Annotated in this window: 18 protein-coding genes; 1 reads left to right on the forward strand and 17 read right to left on the reverse strand. The window is 63.1% G+C overall.

Annotated elements, in window-relative coordinates; genetic code table 11:
- Positions 1-29 precede the first annotated feature (29 nt).
- The 12 genes from M3O59_RS09925 to M3O59_RS09980 form a co-directional block, all read right to left on the reverse strand.
- Positions 30-653 carry a UDP-3-O-(3-hydroxymyristoyl)glucosamine N-acyltransferase gene (locus tag M3O59_RS09925; RefSeq protein WP_116905574.1) on the reverse strand — a complete coding sequence of 208 codons (624 nt, stop codon included), beginning with the start codon at positions 651-653 and terminating at the stop codon, positions 30-32.
- A complete protein-coding gene (locus M3O59_RS09930) occupies positions 643-1,788 on the reverse strand; it encodes an aromatic ring-hydroxylating oxygenase subunit alpha (RefSeq protein ID WP_116905575.1) in 1,146 nt (381 codons plus the stop codon). The genes M3O59_RS09925 and M3O59_RS09930 overlap by 11 nt, the downstream gene beginning before the upstream one ends.
- Positions 1,789-1,791: 3 nt before the next feature.
- Positions 1,792-2,442, reverse strand: a complete 651-nt coding sequence (locus M3O59_RS09935; RefSeq protein ID WP_064631209.1) for an acetyltransferase — start codon at positions 2,440-2,442, stop codon at positions 1,792-1,794.
- A complete protein-coding gene (locus tag M3O59_RS09940) occupies positions 2,442-3,194 on the reverse strand; it encodes an SDR family NAD(P)-dependent oxidoreductase (protein WP_064631211.1) in 753 nt (250 codons plus the stop codon). The genes M3O59_RS09935 and M3O59_RS09940 overlap by 1 nt, the downstream gene beginning before the upstream one ends.
- Complete coding sequence (locus M3O59_RS09945; RefSeq protein ID WP_064631213.1) at positions 3,191-3,964, reverse strand: SDR family NAD(P)-dependent oxidoreductase; 774 nt, start codon at positions 3,962-3,964, stop codon at positions 3,191-3,193. Before M3O59_RS09945 ends, M3O59_RS09940 begins: the two co-directional genes overlap by 4 nt.
- Entirely contained in the window at positions 3,961-5,001 is a 1,041-nt protein-coding gene (locus M3O59_RS09950) for a ketoacyl-ACP synthase III (protein ID WP_116905576.1), read from the reverse strand. Before M3O59_RS09950 ends, M3O59_RS09945 begins: the two co-directional genes overlap by 4 nt.
- A gap of 5 nt (positions 5,002-5,006) precedes the next feature.
- Positions 5,007-5,231, reverse strand: coding sequence for an acyl carrier protein (locus tag M3O59_RS09955; protein ID WP_115038927.1), 225 nt, complete (start codon positions 5,229-5,231; stop codon positions 5,007-5,009).
- Between the two features lie 64 nt (positions 5,232-5,295).
- A complete protein-coding gene (locus tag M3O59_RS09960; RefSeq protein WP_116905577.1) occupies positions 5,296-6,405 on the reverse strand; it encodes a DegT/DnrJ/EryC1/StrS family aminotransferase in 1,110 nt (369 codons plus the stop codon).
- A gap of 118 nt (positions 6,406-6,523) precedes the next feature.
- Complete coding sequence (locus tag M3O59_RS09965) at positions 6,524-8,008, reverse strand: sigma-54 dependent transcriptional regulator (RefSeq protein ID WP_249046972.1); 1,485 nt, start codon at positions 8,006-8,008, stop codon at positions 6,524-6,526.
- On the reverse strand, positions 8,001-8,384 hold the full coding sequence (locus M3O59_RS09970; protein ID WP_005997154.1) for a response regulator: 384 nt from the start codon (positions 8,382-8,384) through the stop codon (positions 8,001-8,003). Before M3O59_RS09970 ends, M3O59_RS09965 begins: the two co-directional genes overlap by 8 nt.
- Before the next feature lie 8 nt (positions 8,385-8,392).
- The gene (gene rpoN, locus M3O59_RS09975; RefSeq protein WP_116905579.1) at positions 8,393-9,796 is read right to left on the reverse strand and encodes an RNA polymerase factor sigma-54; all 1,404 of its coding nucleotides are present in this window, start codon (positions 9,794-9,796) and stop codon (positions 8,393-8,395) included.
- A 221-nt stretch (positions 9,797-10,017) separates the two neighbouring features.
- A complete protein-coding gene (locus M3O59_RS09980; protein ID WP_221205632.1) occupies positions 10,018-10,605 on the reverse strand; it encodes a response regulator in 588 nt (195 codons plus the stop codon).
- Between M3O59_RS09980 and M3O59_RS09985 the strand changes: the two genes are divergently transcribed.
- The gene (locus M3O59_RS09985; RefSeq protein WP_249045509.1) at positions 10,540-10,677 is read left to right on the forward strand and encodes a hypothetical protein; all 138 of its coding nucleotides are present in this window, start codon (positions 10,540-10,542) and stop codon (positions 10,675-10,677) included. The genes M3O59_RS09980 and M3O59_RS09985 overlap by 66 nt on opposite strands.
- Positions 10,678-10,720: 43 nt before the next feature.
- On the opposite strand, the gene M3O59_RS09990 is transcribed toward M3O59_RS09985, so the two are convergent.
- The 5 genes from M3O59_RS09990 to M3O59_RS10010 form a co-directional block, all read right to left on the reverse strand.
- Positions 10,721-11,287, reverse strand: coding sequence for a PilZ domain-containing protein (locus M3O59_RS09990; RefSeq protein WP_116905580.1), 567 nt, complete (start codon positions 11,285-11,287; stop codon positions 10,721-10,723).
- Complete coding sequence (locus tag M3O59_RS09995; RefSeq protein WP_064631223.1) at positions 11,287-11,580, reverse strand: hypothetical protein; 294 nt, start codon at positions 11,578-11,580, stop codon at positions 11,287-11,289. Before M3O59_RS09995 ends, M3O59_RS09990 begins: the two co-directional genes overlap by 1 nt.
- A gap of 8 nt (positions 11,581-11,588) precedes the next feature.
- The gene (fliS, locus tag M3O59_RS10000; RefSeq protein WP_023903949.1) at positions 11,589-12,002 is read right to left on the reverse strand and encodes a flagellar export chaperone FliS; all 414 of its coding nucleotides are present in this window, start codon (positions 12,000-12,002) and stop codon (positions 11,589-11,591) included.
- Between the two features lie 150 nt (positions 12,003-12,152).
- A complete protein-coding gene (gene fliD, locus M3O59_RS10005) occupies positions 12,153-13,478 on the reverse strand; it encodes a flagellar filament capping protein FliD (protein WP_064631225.1) in 1,326 nt (441 codons plus the stop codon).
- Between the two features lie 268 nt (positions 13,479-13,746).
- On the reverse strand, positions 13,747-14,949 hold the full coding sequence (locus M3O59_RS10010; RefSeq protein WP_064631226.1) for a flagellin: 1,203 nt from the start codon (positions 14,947-14,949) through the stop codon (positions 13,747-13,749).
- Positions 14,950-14,966 lie beyond the last annotated feature (17 nt).

Raw genomic sequence — 14,966 nt, forward strand, 5'->3', positions numbered from 1 at the left:
GTAATAGGCGTGCGGCCCGGCTCCTTTCGTTACTGTCCGTAGACCAGGATGGGTTCGTCATAGCGGGTGTCGTACACCGCGCGACTGGGCACGTCCCGGTCATACAGACGTGGCCAGCCCAGTTCGCAGTGGCGGCCGATCCGGACGCCAGGGCCGACCACCGCTCCCATACGCAGGATGGCGTGCGCGCCGATCTCGGCGCCGTGGCCGATGCTGACGCCGATATCGCACCAGCACGAAGCGCGCAGATGCACGCCAGCGCCGATCTTGGCCCCGGCATGCAGCACGGTGTTGTAGTCGATACGGCTGCCCGCGGCGACCACCACGCCGTCGCCGATGAAGCAGTTGCGGCCGATTACCGCATCGGCAGCGACCACGGCCGAAGTACTGACGAAAGGCTCTAGGCTGAAGCCACGCGCCATCGCCAGCTGCATCAGCTCCATGCGCTTGAAGTTGCCGAAGCGTTCGTCGTAGGCCACGAACATGGCCCCGTCTGTCGGATTCAGTCCATCCAGCACGCCAAGATCGAACTCGTGTTCCGAGTCTTGTGGCACGTTGATCCTGATGACAGTCTCATCCTGGCGTGCCTGCTTCCATGCGTGAAAGGCCAGATCGAGGTATTCGCTACTGCCGATGATCCACCTAGATTTCATGTTCGGTCTCCATCAGCTGCGTATACCAGCGTTCGACCAGGCGATTCATGGATTCGTAGGCACCCTGGGTGGGTAGCGGAGCGTCTGTGTGCAATGCTGCCTGCACCCGCTCCATGATGTCCACGTCTTCGCCTACCACCACCTTACTGCCGTGCATCTGTGCCAGTAGTACTTGGCTGGAAGAACCGTAAGGCTGTTTCTTGCGTGCGCTAAACCAATAGATTTCCAGATCGGTCCGGTCAGGAGCGATGGGGATGTGGTGTTCCAGGGTGAAGGAGTAGCCGCCATTGGAACTGGCGATATGCATGTTCGGGAAGGCCAACCAGTTGAAGTAGGCGTCATTCGTGCCCCAGCGTTCCACTTTCTCGTGCCAGCCGAAGTGCTGAAGGTTGGGTATGGGGGCTTCCGGGCCGCCGAAACTGAAGCGGCGCATCTCGCGCTTCAATGCAGCGGGCGAGCTGTTTTGCAACGCTTCCATGGACTCCTTGGCTTGTTCTTCGTTTACTTCGGCAAAGAAGCTGACAGTCTTGGCCAAGGTCTTAGGGTGGACGAAGCGCGGGTGATTGGCATCCCGAAGATTTTCGTAAGCGAGCTTCCAGTTGTACCGGCCACGCCATGTGGTCACCATGACCTCAGTGTCATAGGCGCTTGAACTACTTTCCAGCAAGGCGATGAAGTCAGGCGAAAACTGCTCCTCGATGGGCATTGGATTGAGATCGACGTTGACGAACAGCAGGTTGCCGATGGCGCGAAGTGAAAATTCGCGCAGCTTCAAGTTGTCCTTTTCACTATCGTCCAAGCGGTAAATCGCATCGCAGTCCGGGATGTTCTTTACCCGGCCTTGGTCGTCGTAACTCCAGGCGTGGTAGGGGCACACAAGAGGCCGGCAACCGATAGCACCGCTTTGAATCAATGCACTGCGGTGGAGGCAGACGTTCTCGAACGCACGCAGTTGGCCGTGGAAGTTCTGGATCACCACGGGAATGCCCGCAATCTTGCGGGTGATGAAACAGTTGTTCTCCCGCAGTAGCGTCTTGAGCCCTGCAAACAACCAAACACGACGGAAAATCTTGCGCTGCTCACGCTCAAAGATCTCCTGCGACAGGTAGTACTTGGGGTGCATCCGTGAGCGCATGGATCAGTCTGTCGGTATGTTTTTGTGGAACACAATTTTGGCTGGATTGCCGAACACCGTGGCGCCGGCCGGCACGTCCCTCAGAACCACCGCACCGGCTCCGATGACCGCGCCGTCACCGACCTTGACGCCTGGCATCAAGGTGGCGCGTGGGTGCACGGTGACGAAGTCGCCAATCTGCACGCCGCCGCCCATGAATGACATCGCGCCAATGTGCACGTAGTTACCGATCCGTACGTCGTGCCCGAGCATGCTCTGGGCATGGATAGTGACAAAGTCGCCCATGCGCACGTCCGGCCCGGAATGGACCATTAGGCCAAAGAAGCAGCCCTGGCCGAAATGCACCCGCCTACCCATGCGGAAGTCGGTACAGATGGGAATGAATCGCCCGCCTTTTTCGAGGATCGGCAGAGCGTAGCGGTGGCGGTCATAGGGATTGCCCATCGCACAGACGAATACATCACCAAGCTGTGGCAGGTAGCTCATCGGATCGCCAATGATCGGCGTGTCGACACCGTAGCTGTCCAGGATATCGGCGCGGCTGTCCAGGAATCCGCCGATCAGCCAGTCCTTGCCATGCCCGGCATCGCCACGCATTTGCTCCAGGACTTCGCGGCCCCAGCCGCTGGCGCCGATAATGAGGACGCGTTCCATCAGAGCACCGCCCCACCGTCCATGACCAGGCTGGTGCCGGTGACCCAGCGGCTGGCGTCGGACAGCAGATAGACCGCAGCGTTGGCGACATCTTGTGGTGTGCCCAGACCCAGCGGATGGCGCGCGCGTTGCTGGTTCAGTGGTTCGTTGAGACCGGTGTCCTCGCCCCAAAGGCGCGGAGTGGGCACGACCGATGGCGAAATCCCGTTGACTCTCACGCGGTGCTTCGCCTGTTCCAACGCCAAGCACCGGATAATGCCCAGCAGGCCGGACTTCATTGCCGAGTACGGCCCCACGCCGCGTGTCCCAATATGCGCAGAGGTGGACAGCATGAACACGATGGAGCCTTGCGCATTGATGGCATTGGCCTGCAGCAGACGCTGGGTCAGCATGACCGGTGCCAGGAAATGCACCTGGTACATGCGCGTCATCAGTTCTTCCTTCAGCTGGCGGATCGGCGACAGCATCTGCCCGCCGAAGCAGTGCACCAAGCCGTCGATGCGCTGGCTGGCTTGCACCAGGCGTTCCCGTTCCTCCGAAACAGTGAGGTCGGCCTGCACCTGTACATGCCCGTCGCCGGCCAGTTGCGCATAGGTTTGCTGGAGACGTTCGGCATCGCGACCGCTGATGACCAAGCGCGCGCCGCGCCGCGCGCAGGTCAGTGCAATTTCCTGGCCAAGGCCGGACGATGCGCCGGTGACCAGGATGGTCTTACCAGTCAGGGAAAAGGCTTCGCGAGTCGGATTGCTCATGCGTAGATGTCCATCGGCACGGTCAGGCCACCATCTACGACGAAGTAATTGCGTGTGACCCAGCGACTTGCGTCGGACAAATAAAATACCGCTGCATATGCCACGTCTTCTGGTTCGCCCAATCCCAGCGGGGTCAGTTTGGCGTGCTCGTCGATGTTGCCGCCGCTCTGGTTGAGGCCATCGAGCATTGGCGTGCGCACATAGCCGGGGGCGATGCAGTTGGCGCGGATGCCCTGCCTGGCCACTTCCAGCGCCAGAGTCCGCATTGCGCCGAGCAGTGCTGCCTTGCTGGCAGAGTAGGCGGCAGTGGCGACAGGTCCGACGTGCGAGCCGATCGCAGAGATGAAAAGGATCGAGCCGTTAGCCTTGAGGCGCTTCTTCGCCAGCAGGCCGCGCGTCAGCAGCAGTGGTGCATAGACATTACTGGCAAAGGTTTCGTCCAGATGCGCACGGTTGATCATCCGGAATGGTGCTAGCCGGGCGATACCGGCCGCGTGCGCGACGCCATCCAGGACGCCGACCGACGCTACGAGATGGTCGATATCATCCTGCTTGTCCAGGTTGGCGATGACCTGCTCATGCCCTGTGCCTTCAAGTGTGGCGAAGGTCTCGGACAAGCGGATTTGGTCGCGGCCGCTGATGACCAATTGAGCGCCGATCTGCGCGCAGCTCAGCGCGATCTGTCGTCCAATCCCTGATGATGCACCGGTGACCAGGATACGTTTGCCCTGCAACGAGAACGGGTCGTTCGGATCGAGGGCGGCAGTCACGACTCGATCAACTCCGGAAACACCGCGCCTTCGATATCAATCAGACAGGTGCCCCAAGACAACCCGATTCCGAAGCCCGAAAGAAGTACACGCTTGGGCCCAGATTCCAGCTCCTTGTTGATGCGCGCGGTCATGGTCACCGGCAGCGATGCGCCGCTGGTGTTGCCGAAGTCGCGCAACGTGGAGGGTACTTTTTCCACCGGCAGGCCGAGCTTCTTGCGGATGGTCTCGTTGATCATTCGGTTGGCTTGGTGGAACACGAAATAATCGATGTCATCCTTGCTTACACCGGAATACGCGATCAATTTTTCGACTGCGGGAGGAACGCGCTGGGTCGAGAAGCTGAGCACGGCGGTGCCGTCGAGTTGCAAATCGGTGGCCTGATGCCAGCGATCCTTCTCGTTTTCACGATAAGGCAGCAAGTGTTGAATGGCGACCGGCTCGCGTTGCCCGCCCACCGGCAGGATGATGGCTTTGTAGCCGCTGCCATCGCTGTTGAGGTCGAAATACATCGGCGGCGCGTCGGCGCTGAATTCCAGCGCCGTGGCGGTGCCGGAATCGGAGAAGATCGGGTCTTCCAGATTGGCGCTGCGGTCGCCGACCAGCAGCAAGCCTTTTTTGACGCCGCCGGCGGCGATCATCGAGCCGAGCAGGTTGATGCCGAACGGGTAGGCCGAGCAGCCCAGGTTGACGTCGAAGGCGACCGTGGCATGCGACAGGCCGAGCCGGTCCTGCAGGATGATGGCGGTGGCCGGAATCGGATAATCCGGCGACTGCGTCACCACGATCAGTGCATCGATCTCCTCACGCTTCCACTGCAGTTTTTCCAACAATACCTCAGTCGCATCGAAGGCCAGGTCCGAAAAGCACTGCCACGGCTGGGACATGCGGCGCGTTTCGATGCCGATGTTGCGCACCAAGCGCTCACGCTCGGAACGGATCTGCGGCCGGCAGTCGGTGAGATTGGACACCACACGCTTGGGCACGCATGTCGCCATGCCGGCAAAGCGGACGTTGTGCAGCGTGGAGGTCGGCATGGTGCTTACGCCTCGGTCAGTTTGTAGAGGTCGCCCACGGTGATGGCAGTGGTGAGATCTTCGCCGGTGATGGTTTTGCCGTATTCCATGTCGAACATCACGATCACGCCGAGCGCCGCCAGCGAATCCCATTCCGGCAATTCGAGCAGCACGGTGTCCAGCGTGACCTCCACCGGCTCCTGGAAGTCGGTGGCGGAGATGAAGTTCTCGATAAACGTTGCCTGGGTCATGCGGTCTCGCCTGGTTGCCTGTTGGAGATGCGGGGAGTGAGAAGGAACGTGGTGCGTAGTGCAGTCATGTCGCCTGTTGGCCGGCGATCAGATCGGCAATGGTATCGACTTGGTCGCTGCTCAAGCCAGGAAAGATCGGCAGGCACAACACCTGCGCGGCGACCGACCGGGCCACCGGCAACCATGCCGGCGCCGAGGAGGGCAGGGCGCGATACATCGGGAAGTCGCTGATCAACGGGTAGAAATAGCGCCGCACCAGAATGCCGTGCTCGCGCATCAATTGGTACAGCGCATCGCGCGCCAGCGGGTAGTCGTCCTGCACCAGGATCGGAAAGTAAGCATAATTTGGGCTGGAATGCGCGTGCCGCGCCACACAGCGGATACCGCGCACAGCGCTCAACCGTTGCCGGTACTGCGCATCGATGGCGCTGCGCTGGGCGATGGCGTTGTCGATGTGCTGCAGCTGCAGCAGGCCGAACGCCGCGCTGATTTCATTCATCTTGCCGTTGATGCCCGGTGCCACCACCGTGGTTTCGTCGACGAAGCCGAAGTTCTTCAAATGCCCGATGCGCTGGTAGGTTTTTTCGTCGGGGCAGACAATGGCGCCGCCTTCGAAGGTGTTGAATACCTTGGTCGCATGAAAGCTCAACACGCTCAGGTCGCCGTGGCGCAGGATCGAGCCGCCATCATCGCGCACGCCGAAGGCATGCGCGGCGTCGTAGATCACCTTGAGGTTGTAGATGTCGGCGATGCGCGTGATGGCCGTCGTATCGCACGCAGTGCCATAGCAATGCACCGGCATGATGGCGGTGGTCTGCGGCGTGATGGCCGCTTCGATCTTCGACGGGGCCATGTTGAGCGTCACCGGGTCGATGTCCACGAACACCGGGGTGATGCTTTTCCACAACAGCGAGTGCGCAGTGGCAACGAACGAGTAGGGGGTGGTGATCACTTCGCCGGTGATGCGCAGCGCCTGCAGTGCGGTGATCAACGCGGTGGTGCCGTTGGTGAGCAATGCCAGATGCGGCACGCCCAGGTAATCGCACAGTGCGCGTTCGAGTGCGCGGTGCATCTCTCCACCGTTGCTGACGATCCGGCTGGTCCAGATCCGCTCCAGATAGGGCAGAAATTCTTCCAGCGGCGGCAGCAGCGGACTGGTGACGGGGATGGGCATCAATGCCTCGGCTGGTGCTGGTGAAGGTCGGGATTCCGTCGCAGCCGGCAGCTGCGAACGGAGTGATCCTGCTGAAGCAAGCGCTATGCCAGCGAGCGGAACCTGAGCGTGGTTGCGCTCAGTTGGCCAACTCGGTCTGCTCGCGGTCGATGCCGTACTTGCGGAGTTTCTCCACCAGCGTGGTGCGGCGCAGGCCGAGCAGTTGGGCGGCATGCGCCACCACGCCCTGGGTGCGTTCCAGCGCTTCGTTGATCAGCGCCAGTTCGATGTTGGCCATGTGCCCGCGCAAGTCGATGCCGTCGTCCGGCAGGCTGGACGTGGCCGCCGGTTCGGCATCGGCCGTCTTGGGCTGCAGCGTCACCACGTTGCTCGGCAGATCGCTGACCTCCACCGGTGCGGCGACCAGCACCGGCTCGGGTGGCAGCTCGACCGGAATGGCCGAGGCGAAATCACCGCGATAGCGTGCCGGCAGATCCTGTACCCGCACCAGCCCGCCCGGATGCAACACCGCCAGGCGCTCCACCAGATTGGTCAGCTCGCGCACGTTGCCGGGCCAGTCGTAGCTGCGCAACGCCTGCAGGGCTTCGTCGGCAAAGCGCACTTCGCCACGGCCGGTACGCGCCAGTTGCCCGGCGATCGTCTGCACCAGCATGGCCAGATCGTCCACGCGCTCGCGCAGCGCCGGCATCTCGATCGGAAACACGTTGAGGCGATAGAACAGGTCCTCGCGGAACTGGCCGTCGCTGATGCGGGTTTCCAGGTTGCGGTGGGTGGCGGCGATCACGCGTACGTTGCAACGGATGGTCTGCCCACCGCCGACGCGTTCGAAACTGCGCTCCTGCAGCACGCGCAGCAGCTTGACCTGCATCGGCAGGCTCATGTCGCCGATTTCGTCCAGCAGCAGCGTGCCGCCTTCGGCCATCTCGAAACGGCCCTTGCGGGTGGTCAGCGCGCCGGTAAAAGCGCCTTTTTCATGCCCGAAGAGTTCGCTTTCCAGCAGGTCCGGCGGAATCGCGCCGCAGTTGATCGCCACGAACGGCCCATCGCGGCGCGGCGAATGCTGGTGGATGGCGCGTGCCACCACTTCCTTGCCGGTGCCGGATTCGCCTAGTACCAGCACGGTGGTGTCGAACGCCGCCACCTGGTCGATCAACCGGCGCAGGCGGGTGACCGCCTCGCTGTTGCCGGTCGGCCCGGTGTCCTGTTGCACGCCGGCCTGATGCTCTGCATCCAGCCGCTTGAGGCTTGCGCGGCGCAGCAGGGCTTCCAGCTGTGCGTGGCGCAACGGCGTGTCCAGGGTCCAGACATTGGCTTCGTGCAGGCCGTGGGTCTGCGCGAACGCGCTCGGGCTGCCTTCCATCAGCAGTACCGGGGGCGGCAACTTGGCATCGGCCAGCCAGTCGAAAAATTTATCGGCCTGCGCAGCATCCTGCGCCGAGCCCACCATTACCGCCATCCATTCGTCGTGGCGATGACGGCCAGGATTGATGTCGGCGCCGTCGGTGACCCAGCGTGGATTGAAGTCCATGAACTCGAGCAGCGACACGGTGCGCTCGGCGCGCACGGCGTCACTGTCGATCAACAGAATGCGGGACTCACTCATTCCTGGCTCCTTCCGTCAGGCCCTCCAGGATTGGCATGACTTCCTGGATATAGGACAGCTTGCTGACAAAATTGTCAGCACCCGCGCGAAGAGCGTGTTCACGATGCTCGGCATCGTCGAAGTGGCTCGCGATGACAATATACGGCGGATCGTCCTGCGTCTTGATCAGACGCGTCGCCTGCAGCCCGCCCATCTCGGGCATGGCCAGGTCCATCAGCACGACATTGGGGCGCAGCGACTCAGAGCGCTCGATCGCTTCCAGTCCATTGGCGGCACTGCCCACGATGTTGAGCCACTCCACTTTGCGAAAATGACGCATCGCAGCGTTGATGAAGCCCTCGTGGTCGTCGACCAGCAGCACGGTGAGTTTGCTCATAGTAGTCCTTATCCTGCCCGGGCAAGCAGCGGTTTGTTGGTGCGGCGGCGCTCGCGTGCCGGGGCGATGTCGAGTTGTTCGCGGTACTTGGCAACGGTGCGCCTGGCGATATTAACGCCCTGGCGCGACAGCAATCCGGCGATGGCTTCGTCGGCCAATGGCCGGCCTGCCGGTTCGCTTTCGATCAAACGGCGCACCATCGCCTTGACGGCCTGGCCGGAGACGCTGGCGCCTTCCAGCCGCACCGCGAAGAAGTGTTTGAGTTCGAAGGTGCCACGCGGGGTCTGGATGTACTTGCCGGTGGTGATGCGCGAAATCGTCGATTCGTGCATGCCGATCTCGTCGGCGATTTCCTTCAGGGTCAGCGGCGCCATCGCTTCTTCGCCGCGCGCCAGGAAGGCGGCCTGGCGTTCGACGATGGCGCGCGTTGCGCGCAGCAGGGTTTCGTAGCGCATCGACAGCCCGCGGGTCAGCCAACGCGCTTCCTGCAGCATGTCGCGCAATGGCTGCGCCGCGTCGCCGGCTTCGGCCAGCGCGCGTTCGTGCACCGGGTTGATGCTGACGCGATGGGTGGTGGCCGGATTGAGGGCCACGCGCCAGCTGCCATCGGCATGCCAGGCGAGCACATCCGGGATCACGCTGGCGTTGCTTTCCTGCAGCAGGTCGTCGCCCGGGCGCGGCTGCAGCGACAGGATCAGCCGCACCGCCTCGCGCGCATCGTCCACTTCGGCATCGTGCGCACGCGCCAGAACCGCGTAGTCATGCGCGGCCAGCAGTTCCAGGTCGCCATCGAGGATGCGCGCGGCCAGATGGCGTGCCGGCACGCGGCCGGGCAGGGCGGTCAACTGGGCCTGCAGGCACTCGCGCAGATCGCAGGCGACCAGGCCGGCCGGGTCGCCGTGCAGCAGCCGTTGGCGGATCGCCTCCACTGCCTGCACGGTCATCCCCAGACGGGTGGCGCCCAGCTGCTGCAGCGTGGCCAGCGCTTCGGTCAGGTACCCTGCGTCGTCGGTCTGCTCCAGCCAGAACGCAGCGGCCCCCAATGCCGCTTCGTCCAGGTCCAGCGCCAGCTCGCGCAGGATGCGCACATGCGGGTCGGTGGACTCACCGGCGGCCACGCGCTGCATGCGGTCGTCGTCGCCATCGTTCCAGCTGCTGCTCTGCACGTCCCACATCGTGCTTTCCGGCAGCTCGTCGAACGCGGCGATATCGCTGGCGCCATCGTCGTTGGTGGTGGCCGCGTCCCCGTTGTCGGCCAGCTCTTCCAACTCCAGCAACGGATTGGTTTCCAGGGCACGACGGATTTCCAGTTCCAACTGCATGCCGTCCAGTTGCAACAGACGGATCGACTGCAGCAGCTGCGGGGTGAGGTGCAGTTGCTGGCCAAGCTGGGCGGAAATGGTCGTCTTCATGGAAGCGCTTCCGAAGGGCGCTGCGTGCAGCAGCGATGGAATGCATCTTGCAGGACAACGCGACGGGTTTCTAATCAGGGAGTCAGGTGAGGTGACTCATGATTTTCCCGACAGTCTGTCAGGAACTTCCTGACATTGCAGGCGGGCTCAAGCATGCCCGACGGAATCCCGTCACGGTTTTTGCCGTCGCTGGCCTGACGGCACGCATCGGGTTCGGCGCGTCAGACCAGCTCGTTGTGGTGTTTGGCCGCCAGCAGCACCAGGTCGTTGGCGCGACGGCAACCGAGCGATTCCATCATGCGTGCGCGATGGGTTTCGACCGTCTTGACGCTGATCCCCAGGTCGGCGGCGATTTCCTTGTTGCTCTGTCCACGGCCGATTTCGCGCAGGATCTCGCGCTGGCGCGGCGACAAGGCAGCGATACCGACCGGTTTTTCGCGGCCCAGCATCGGCGCGATCATTTTGGACGAGATCTGCGGGCTCAGGAACACCTGGCCAGCGGCGGCGGCGCGCAAGGCCAGCTCCAGCTCCAGCGGTGCGGCGTCCTTGACCACGAAACCAACCGCGCCACGATCGAGTGCGTCGCGCACGTGCACCGGGTCGTCATGCATCGACATCATCACCACATGCGTGCGTGGCGCGGCGCGCAGCACGTCGGTCATGGCATCCAGGCCGCTGCGGCCGGGCAGGGATAGGTCCATCAACACCAGGTCGGGCCGGTGCAGGGATGTCATGTCCAGGGCTTGTTGCGCGTTGCTCGCTTCGCCCACGACATCAATGCCGGCGAAAGTTTGCAGCAGCCTGGACAGGCCGGCACGGACAAGGGTGTGATCGTCGACGATGATGACTCGCACGGCGCAGAAGAGACCTATTTTCAGTAAAGGGCACCTTAGCTGACCCGGCGCCCCGCGCCAACCATCGGGATCAGCGTTGGCGACGGGCGTCGGCGATCTGACGGCGATGCAGGCGAAACAGGTGACGTTCCAACGCGTCCTGCAGGCCGGGTGCGAGCGGGGCAAACCGCAGCCACAGCCAGGAATCATGGCCGTCGCTAGCGCTTGCCAGCACTGTGGCAGGAAGCTGTACCAATTCAGGAAGCCAGTCGGAGGGCTGCAGGCAAACGCTGCCCGCCGTGCCCGGCGCGTGGGTGGTTGCGCAACTCAGGCGGATTCCGCGCACCGACCAATGCACCATGCCCTGGGTCAGGCCGCTGTCGCCCTGGCGCACCAGGCGACCGATCAGCGCCAGCATCAGATCGAGTTTGGCATCCATGCGCTGCACCAGCAGCGGCAGTTCGCCGCGGTCTTCGCTGGTTTCGTCGCTGCGCAGGTCTTCGACCTGGCCAAGGCTACGCAGCAGCGTTTCTGCGGCGCTGTGCGCGCCGGCATCGCTCCCGGCGCGGAAGCCGGCCGGCAGCTGCAGTTCGCAGCTGAGCGTGTCGGCAAACAGCTCGGCATCGGCGGATGGCGCGAGTGTGCCGAGCGCGGACATCAGATCCGGCCGACCCGGGCGTAGGCGCGGCTGGCCGAGGACGAGGTGCGCTGTGCGCGGATCAGGTCCAGCAACTTGCGCTGACGCTCGCGCATCATCCGCATCAGGTCCTGGTGCATCGTCAACAAGGTCTGCAGCGCGTCGCGGTCCTGTTGGATATCCACCTGCTGCGCGTATTGGCGCAGGTGCAGGTCGTGGGCGTCCAGCATCAGCGGCATGTCCTCGAACTCCTCTTGCGCCATGGCGATGCGGAGGTCGGCGATTTCTGCTTGAAGGCTTTGCACGCTATGCATGGCAGGACTCACGAAACGGCGGAAAGACCGCGTTGTTCGAGGGGGATGGAGTTCCACGCCGAGTCGATTTCGCTGAGCAACTCCAGCGCTTCGGTCAACGCAGTCTCGTCGTTGTGCAGGTTGGCTGCGGTCAGCCGCTGCATCACGTAGTCATACAGGGCAGAGAGGTTACCAGCGATCTCGCCACCGGCTTCGTGATCGAGCGAACCGTTCAAGTGACCGACGATCGCACACGCCTCGCCAATGGCCTTGCCCTTGCGCGCCTGGTCGCCCTGCGCCAGGCAGGCCTGGGCCAGACGGATGCGCTGGCAGGCACCGGCGAACAGCAGCGACACCAGCTTGTGCGGGTCGGCTTCGGTCACGCTGGTGGACACGCCGACCTTGCGGTATTGCTCGGCATACTGACGATTGGAACCGTACATGGATGACTCCTCAATGGGCTGACCTTCGCTGGTCCCGGAGCGCTGTGCTCCTGCGACGACGCTCCTGCCGGAAGGCAAGGCCGAAATCACGATAGGCCCTTCTTGTATCGGCAAGACCCTTGCGGGACTTGAGGATCGTCATCACGGAAATCAGCTTGTCAGCAGGCTGCTGAGCGAACTGGTGCTGCTCTGCAGCTTGCTGATCATGGTTTCCATCGCGGTGAACTGGGCGGTGTAGCGGTCGCTGAGTTTTTCCATGCGTGCATCGAGATCGTCCAGGTCCGATTCGTAGCCCTTGATGGTCTTGTTCAAGCTGTCCGAACGCAGGGTCAGGGTGCCGTTGGTGACGTTGACGTTGCTGTCGAGCAGCTTGGTCAGGGTGCCGCCGAACTTGCTGTCCTTGCCGAACACCTCGGCTGCGGCGCCGCCGTCGGACGCGATGGCGGTGTCGAACTTGCCGCCGTCGAAACTCATCACGCCATCCTTGTCGATGGTCAGGCCAAGCGCCTTGAGTTCGTTGACGTTGCCGCTGACCTGGCCACGCAGCTGTTGCTGCAGGCCGCGTACCAACGAGTCGCCGGTCAATGCCGAGGCGGTACGGGTTTCGGCGTTGTAGCTGCTGCTGTTCTTCAACAACGTGTTGGCGGTGTTGTAGGCCGCGGCGAAGGCAGTGAGGTTGCCCTTGAGGCCGCTAGTGTCGGCTGCCACGCCCAGGTTGAACTTGGTGCCTTCGGCGGCCTTGGTGAGGTTGAGCACCACGCCTGGCACGATGTCGGTGACGGTATTGGAGCTGGAAGTGCGCTCGAAGCCGTCCACGCGCACCAGCGCGTCGGCCGCGGCCACGGTCTGGTTCAGCCCGCCGGTGACGCCAGGCCCGTAGGTGAGGCTGCTCAGGCTGGGGTCGCTGGCACTGACGGTCAGCGCGCCCTTGGTGCCCGAATCCACTGCATTGAAGACCAGATGCTGGCCATCGTTGGCGGTAATCACGCTGGCGGTGACGCCCTTGCCGCCGGCGGCCTTGTTGATGGCCGCAGCGATATCGGTGAGCTTGTCGGTGCCGCTGATGTCCACGGTGACGCTCTGGTCGCCGTAGCCGATGGTCAGCGTGCCGCTGCCCACGGTGGCATCGGCAGTGAATGCGCCGGATGCCAGCTTCTGCGAGGTCGCCAGCGACACCACTTCCACCGAATAGTTGCCCGGCGCCGCCGAGCTGGTGGTGGTGGCAGTGAAGCCGGCATCGGTCGGCACCGTGGCCTTGTAGGCGTTGGTGTCGGCGCTGCTGACCACCTTGTCCAGCGCAGACTTGAGCGTGGTCATGCTGCTCTTGATCTGGCTGATTGCCGACAGCTGCGTCGTCGCAGCGGTGCCGGCCTTGTTGATGCGTGCCTGCTCGGGGTCTTTCTGCCGGGACACCAGGGTGGACACCACGGTAGGGATGTCCAACCCGGAGGCGGAAGTGCTGATCACCGATGCCATGTTGCATTCCTCGTCTGGGCGTCCGAAACAGACGGACGCATGGGATTACGTGACGGGTATCGGCCGCATCCGGGAGGACTTTAGCGGCAGCGATGGATCACACTCACGGATGAAGTCATGCAAGTTCCGTACCCGCACAGGGCCGGCGGCCGGCGTCAAAAACCCGCCTGGTCACTGTGCCAGGGCAGCGGCCACAAAAAAGCCCCTCCGAAGAGGGGCTTTGGACTGCGCGGAGCGCTGCCGCACTGCTGCGGCAGATGACTGCAAGTTACTGCAGCAGGCTCAGCACGTTCTGCGGAACCGACTTGGCCTGGGCCAGCATCGCGGTACCGGCCTGCTGCAGGATCTGCGTGCGGGTCAGTTCGGCGGTTTCCTTGGCGTAGTCGGTGTCGGAAATGCGGCTACGCGAGGCCGACAGGTTTTCCGAGGTGGCGCTCAGGTTGGCGATGGTGGAGGTGAAGCGGTTCTGCACCGCACCCATGTCGGCGCGCGAGGAGTTGACTGCGGTCAGCGCCTTGTCGACGATTTCCAGCGCCTTCTGCGAGCCGGCAAAGGTGGAGATGTCCAGGTTGGTCAGCGTGACTGCGGTGGAGCCGGAGGCTGCCGAAGCGGTCTGCAGGCCGGCGCCGACCGTGACACCCGTAGCGCCGGTGGTGCTGCCCATGGTCAGCGAGGTGAAGTCCTGACCGGCCTTGAGCGATTCCAGCTTGAGGTTGCCGCCGGTGTCGATCGAGGCATACATGCCGGTCTGGTCGAGCTTGTCGTTGATCGCTGCAGCGACCTTCTTGTTGATGGTCGCTGCATCGTCGCCGTTGGCAACCTTCACGTCGCCGATGGTCACCGTCTTGGCGCTGCCGCTGGCGTCGTTGAATGCAAGCGAGATACCGGTGATCGAACCCGATGCGGTCGCGGTGCCGGTTACGCCTGCGCCAGAGACAGCGGCAGCGAAGTTGGCCTTGCCCAACGCGTCCACGTTGGCATCGACGATGGTGTTGATGCCGATGGTCTGGCCGGCGTCGGCGCCGACCTGGAACAGCGCGCCGGAGAAGTCGCCGTTCAACAGCTTGGTGCCGTTGAAGTTGGTCTGGTTGGCAACGCGGTCGATTTCGGCGGTCAGCTGCTTGACTTCCGAGTTCAGCGCGTCACGGTCGGTCTGCGAGTTGGTGGCATTGGACGACTGCACCGACAGCTCGCGGATACGCTGCAGATTGTTGCCGATTTCCACCATCGCGCCTTCGGCGGTCTGGGCCAGCGAGATACCGTCGTTGGCGTTGCGCGAGGCGACGTCCAGGCCACGGATCTGGGTGGAGAAGCGTTCGCGAATCGCCAAGCCCGCGGCGTCGTCCTTGGCACTGTTGATGCGAGAACCGGAAGACAGACGCTGGATGCTCGTCGACATGCTGGCGCTGCTGGTGTTGAGGTTACGCTGAGCGTTCAGCGACATTACGTTGGTGTTGATTACCTGTGCCATTTTGATTTCTCCTAAGC

It is taken from the genome of Xanthomonas nasturtii (genome assembly GCF_023337365.3).
Taxonomy (GTDB): domain Bacteria; phylum Pseudomonadota; class Gammaproteobacteria; order Xanthomonadales; family Xanthomonadaceae; genus Xanthomonas; species Xanthomonas nasturtii.